Annotated in this window: 3 rRNA genes; all 3 read right to left on the bottom strand. The window is 56.3% G+C overall.

The features are described from left to right. Positions 1-2 precede the first annotated feature (2 nt). The 3 genes from rrf to EDM22_RS19155 all read right to left on the bottom strand — a co-directional run bounded on the left by rrf (position 3) and on the right by EDM22_RS19155 (position 5,445). Positions 3-119: ribosomal RNA gene (rrf, locus tag EDM22_RS19165) — 5S ribosomal RNA — on the bottom strand. Positions 120-355: 236 nt separating this feature from the next. Beyond that, positions 356-3,458, bottom strand: a 23S ribosomal RNA gene (locus EDM22_RS19160). A gap of 462 nt (positions 3,459-3,920) precedes the next feature. Further along, positions 3,921-5,445: ribosomal RNA gene (locus tag EDM22_RS19155) — 16S ribosomal RNA — on the bottom strand. Together the 16S, 23S and 5S rRNA genes form the textbook arrangement of a ribosomal RNA operon. Positions 5,446-5,625 lie beyond the last annotated feature (180 nt).

The following is a 5,625-nucleotide window of genomic DNA, read 5'->3' as shown; positions in this document are numbered from 1 at the left end:
ATGTCCGGCGGTGTCCTACTCTCCCACAGGGTCGCCCCTGCAGTACCATCGGCGCTGCGAGTCTTAGCTTCCGGGTTCGGAATGTGTCCGGGCGTTTCCCTCGCGCTATGGCCGCCGAAACTCTTGCCACACCGCGTCCGGCACCAAGGGTGTTGGTGGGTGGGTGTGTGGTCTCGTTGGCCACACCCGCCCGGTGACCGTTGTTGGTGGTCGCCATGTGGGCTGGGTGTGGTGTTCTGTGTTGAATTACGTAGTGGGGTTCCGTCTGTTGGGAACCACAGAGTGGACGCGAGCAATCCTGGGCCACTCACACGGCCTTTCGATGAATGATCTTCAAACGTGTGTGAGTGTAGTGATTGTCAAGTTATCGGCTTATTAGTACCAGTCAGCTGCACACCTTGCGGTGCTTCCACATCTGGCCTATCAACCCAGTCGTCTGGCTGGGAGCCTCTCCCCCCGAAGGGGATGGAAATCTCATCTTGAGGCCGGCTTCCCGCTTAGATGCTTTCAGCGGTTATCCATCCCGAACGTAGCTAACCAGCGGTGCTCCTGGCGGAACAACTGGCACACCAGAGGTTCGTCCAACCCGGTCCTCTCGTACTAGGGTCAGATCCTCTCAAATTTCCTGCGCGCGCAGAGGATAGGGACCGAACTGTCTCACGACGTTCTAAACCCAGCTCGCGTACCGCTTTAATGGGCGAACAGCCCAACCCTTGGGACCTACTCCAGCCCCAGGATGCGACGAGCCGACATCGAGGTGCCAAACCATGCCGTCGATATGGACTCTTGGGCAAGATCAGCCTGTTATCCCCGAGGTACCTTTTATCCGTTGAGCGACAGCGCTTCCACAAGCCACTGCCGGATCACTAGTCCCGACTTTCGTCCCTGCTCGACCTGTCAGTCTCACAGTCAAGCTCCCTTGTGCACTTACACTCGCCACCTGATTGCCAACCAGGTTGAGGGAACCTTTGGGCGCCTCCGTTACTTTTTGGGAGGCAACCGCCCCAGTTAAACTACCCACCAGGCACTGTCCCTGAACCGGATCACGGTTCGAAGTTAGATATCCAGAGTGACCAGAGTGGTATTTCAACAATGACTCCACGAACACTAGCGTGCCCGCTTCACAGTCTCCCACCTATCCTACACAAGCCACACCGAACACCAATACCAAGCTGTAGTAAAGGTCACGGGGTCTTTCCGTCCTTCTGCGCGTAACGAGCATCTTTACTCGTAATGCAATTTCGCCGAGTTCGCGGTTGAGACAGCTGGGAAGTCGTTACGCCATTCGTGCAGGTCGGAACTTACCCGACAAGGAATTTCGCTACCTTAGGATGGTTATAGTTACCACCGCCGTTTACTGGGGCTTAAATTCTCAGCTTCGCCTTGCGGCTAACCGGTCCTCTTAACCTTCCAGCACCGGGCAGGCGTCAGTCCGTATACATCGTCTTGCGACTTGGCACGGACCTGTGTTTTTAGTAAACAGTCGCTTCCCACTGGTCTCTGCGGCCTTCAACGCTTCAGGAGCAAGTCCCTACACGTATCCGGCCCCCCTTCTCCCGAAGTTACGGGGGCATTTTGCCGAGTTCCTTAACCACGATTCTCTCGATCTCCTCGGTATTCTCTACCTGACCACCTGAGTCGGTTTGGGGTACGGGCGGCTGGAACCTCGCGTCGATGCTTTTCTCGGCAGCATAGGATCACCCACTTTTCATCCGCATCGCGTCTCAGCCTGTGTGAGCGACGGATTTGCCTATCGCTCGGCCTACACGCTTGCCCCGGGTCAACCATCGCCCGGGTTGGGCTACCTTCCTGCGTCACACCTGTTAATACGCTCACCGCACCAGACTCGGGTCGCACGCTCCACCAACCGGTGTCCCCGAAGGGACGATGGCTGGCTTCGGATGCTTAGCATTGCTGGATTAGTGTGGGCGGTTCTTCGCCGGTACGGGAATATCAACCCGTTGTCCATCGACTACGCCTGTCGGCCTCGCCTTAGGTCCCGACTTACCCAGGGCAGATTAGCTTGACCCTGGAACCCTTGGTCTTCCGGAGGACGGGTTTCTCACCCGTCTTTCGCTACTCATGCCTGCATTCTCACTCGTGTGGCCTCCACGGCTGGTTTCCACCGCCGCTTCACCGGCCACACGACGCTCTCCTACCCATCAACACGGCTGGACCACGAAGGCCTACCACAAATGTCAATGCCACAACTTCGGTGGCGTGCTTGAGCCCCGTTACATTGTCGGCGCGGAATCACTTGACCAGTGAGCTATTACGCACTCTTTCAAGGGTGGCTGCTTCTAAGCCAACCTCCTGGTTGTCTGTGCAACTCCACATCCTTTCCCACTTAGCACGCGCTTAGGGACCTTAGTTGGTGGTCTGGGTTGTTTCCCTCTCGACGATGAAGCTTATCCCCCACCGTCTCACTGCTGCGCTCTCACTTACCGGCATTCGGAGTTTGGCTGACGTCAGTAACCTGTTGGGGCCCATCGGCCATCCAGTAGCTCTACCTCCGGCAAGAAACACGCAACGCTGCACCTAAATGCATTTCGGAGAGAACCAGCTATCACGAAGTTTGATTGGCCTTTCACCCCTATCCACAGCTCATCCCCTCCATTTTCAACTGAAGTGGGTTCGGTCCTCCACGACGTCTTACCGTCGCTTCAACCTGGCCATGGATAGATCACTTCGCTTCGGGTCTAGGACCTGCGACTGAATCGCCCTATTCAGACTCGCTTTCGCTACGGCTTCCCCTCACGGGTTAACCTCGCCACAGATCACTAACTCGCAGGCTCATTCTTCAAAAGGCACGCTGTCACCCCAACAAGGAGGCTCCAACGGTTTGTAAGCAAACGGTTTCAGGTACTATTTCACTCCCCTCCCGGGGTACTTTTCACCTTTCCCTCACGGTACTTGTCCGCTATCGGTCATCTGGGAGTATTTAGGCTTATCAGGTGGTCCTGACAGATTCACGCGGGATTTCTCGGGCCCCGCGCTACTTGGGATACCTCTCCGGCCGGCCAGGCATTTCGACTACGGGACTCACACCCACTCCGGTTGGCCTTTCAATGCCATTCGTCTATACCTGACGCGTCACCGTGGTCGACCGGCAGATCGACCCGAAAGGTCCCACAACCCCGACCATGCAACCCCTGCCGGGTATCACACATGGCTCGGTTTAGCCTCTTCCGCGTTCGCTCGCCACTACTTACGGAATCACGGTTGTTTTCTCTTCCTGTGGGTACTGAGATGTTTCACTTCCCCACGTTCCCTCTACCCGCCCTATATATTCAGGCGGGAGTCACCAGGTCACCCAAAGGGCCTGGCGGGGTTTCCCCATTCGGAAATCCTCGGATCACAGCTCGTTTATCAGCTCCCCGAGGCTTATCGCAGATTACGACGTCCTTCTTCGGCTCCAGATGCCAAGGCATCCACCGTTTGCTCTTAGAAACTTGAAATCACATGAGTTCGATCGAATTCGTGCGACACCACCCGAAGGGCGATGCCACGAAATTGACCAGTGAACACACCAAACAGAGCACCCCGAAAGGCACCCTCCTGGCGATTCACCTATTGTGAAACAGCCCGAAGGCTGCTTCTAAGATGCTCGCGTCCACTATGTAGTTCTCAACAGACGGCCAGAACCCCCACACCCGCCAGCACGAAGCCGACCTCGGTGAAGGCCTGAAGAAACCATCACCCCCACCCGAAGGCAGAGTTGTCCGGTCCCTCAGGACCCAACAGCGTGCACGCACCAACCCGGCCGGCCCCCACCGTTCCAACCCACCGAAGCGGGCGTACTAGACGCGAACCATTCACGTTGATGCCTATGTCAATGTTCCACCCATGAGCTGCCAGCCAAGAACATTCGTCTTGATACCGGCATGCCTGGAAGACCGAAGTCTCCAGATGCTCCTTAGAAAGGAGGTGATCCAGCCGCACCTTCCGGTACGGCTACCTTGTTACGACTTAGTCCTAATCACCGATCCCACCTTCGACGGCTCCCTCCACAAGGGTTAGGCCACCGGCTTCGGGTGTTACCGACTTTCATGACTTGACGGGCGGTGTGTACAAGGCCCGGGAACGTATTCACCGCAGCGTTGCTGATCTGCGATTACTAGCGACTCCGACTTCATGAGGTCGAGTTGCAGACCTCAATCCGAACTGAGACCGGCTTTTTGGGATTCGCTCCGCCTTACGACATCGCAGCCCTTTGTACCGGCCATTGTAGCATGCGTGAAGCCCAAGACATAAGGGGCATGATGATTTGACGTCATCCCCACCTTCCTCCGAGTTGACCCCGGCAGTCTCATATGAGTTCCCACCATTACGTGCTGGCAACATACGACGAGGGTTGCGCTCGTTGCGGGACTTAACCCAACATCTCACGACACGAGCTGACGACAACCATGCACCACCTGTAACCGAGTGTCCAAAGAGTTCCACATTTCTGCGGCGTTCTCGGTTATGTCAAGCCTTGGTAAGGTTCTTCGCGTTGCATCGAATTAATCCGCATGCTCCGCCGCTTGTGCGGGCCCCCGTCAATTCCTTTGAGTTTTAGCCTTGCGGCCGTACTCCCCAGGCGGGGCGCTTAATGCGTTAGCTACGACACGGAAACCGTGGAAAGGTCCCCACATCTAGCGCCCAACGTTTACGGCGTGGACTACCAGGGTATCTAATCCTGTTCGCTCCCCACGCTTTCGCTCCTCAGCGTCAGTTACGGCCCAGAGAACTGCCTTCGCCATCGGTGTTCCTCCTGATATCTGCGCATTCCACCGCTACACCAGGAATTCCATTCTCCCCTACCGCACTCAAGTCTGCCCGTACCCACTGCAGGCCCGAGGTTGAGCCTCGGGATTTCACAGCAGACGCGACAAACCGCCTACGAGCTCTTTACGCCCAATAATTCCGGACAACGCTCGGACCCTACGTATTACCGCGGCTGCTGGCACGTAGTTAGCCGGTCCTTTTTCTGCAGGTACCGTCAAGCCGAAGCCCTTCTTCCCTACTAAAAGAGGTTTACAACCCGAAGGCCGTCATCCCTCACGCGGCGTTGCTGCATCAGGCTTGCGCCCATTGTGCAATATTCCCCACTGCTGCCTCCCGTAGGAGTCTGGGCCGTGTCTCAGTCCCAGTGTGGCCGGTCACCCTCTCAGGCCGGCTACCCGTCGACGCCTTGGTGAGCCATTACCTCACCAACAAGCTGATAGGCCGCGAGTCCATCCCAGACCGAAAAACTTTCCACCCCAAACCATGCGATTCGAGGTCCTATCCGGTATTAGCTCCGATTTCTCGGGGTTATCCCAGAGTCCAGGGCAGGTTACTCACGTGTTACTCACCCGTTCGCCACTAATCCCCGGTGCAAGCACCGGATCATCGTTCGACTTGCATGTGTTAAGCACGCCGCCAGCGTTCGTCCTGAGCCAGGATCAAACTCTCCAAAAAAAAATGGTTCCCAACACCCGAAGGCATCAGGGAGTTCAATCTCTGACCGAGAAACAATCAATACTGACTGTCCATCAATCCAAAGGAATCCCACCCCCACCAAAAGGCAAGGGACAGGGTTCAAAAATTGGCATTGAACATAGTGCACGCTGTTGAGTTCTCAAGGAACGGACGCACCCG

The sequence above is a fragment of the Agromyces tardus genome, assembly GCF_003710805.1.
GTDB classification, from domain to species: Bacteria; Actinomycetota; Actinomycetes; order Actinomycetales; family Microbacteriaceae; genus Agromyces; species Agromyces tardus.
Note: the sequence above shows the minus strand (reverse complement) of the source record. Positions and strands in the feature narration are given on the sequence as shown.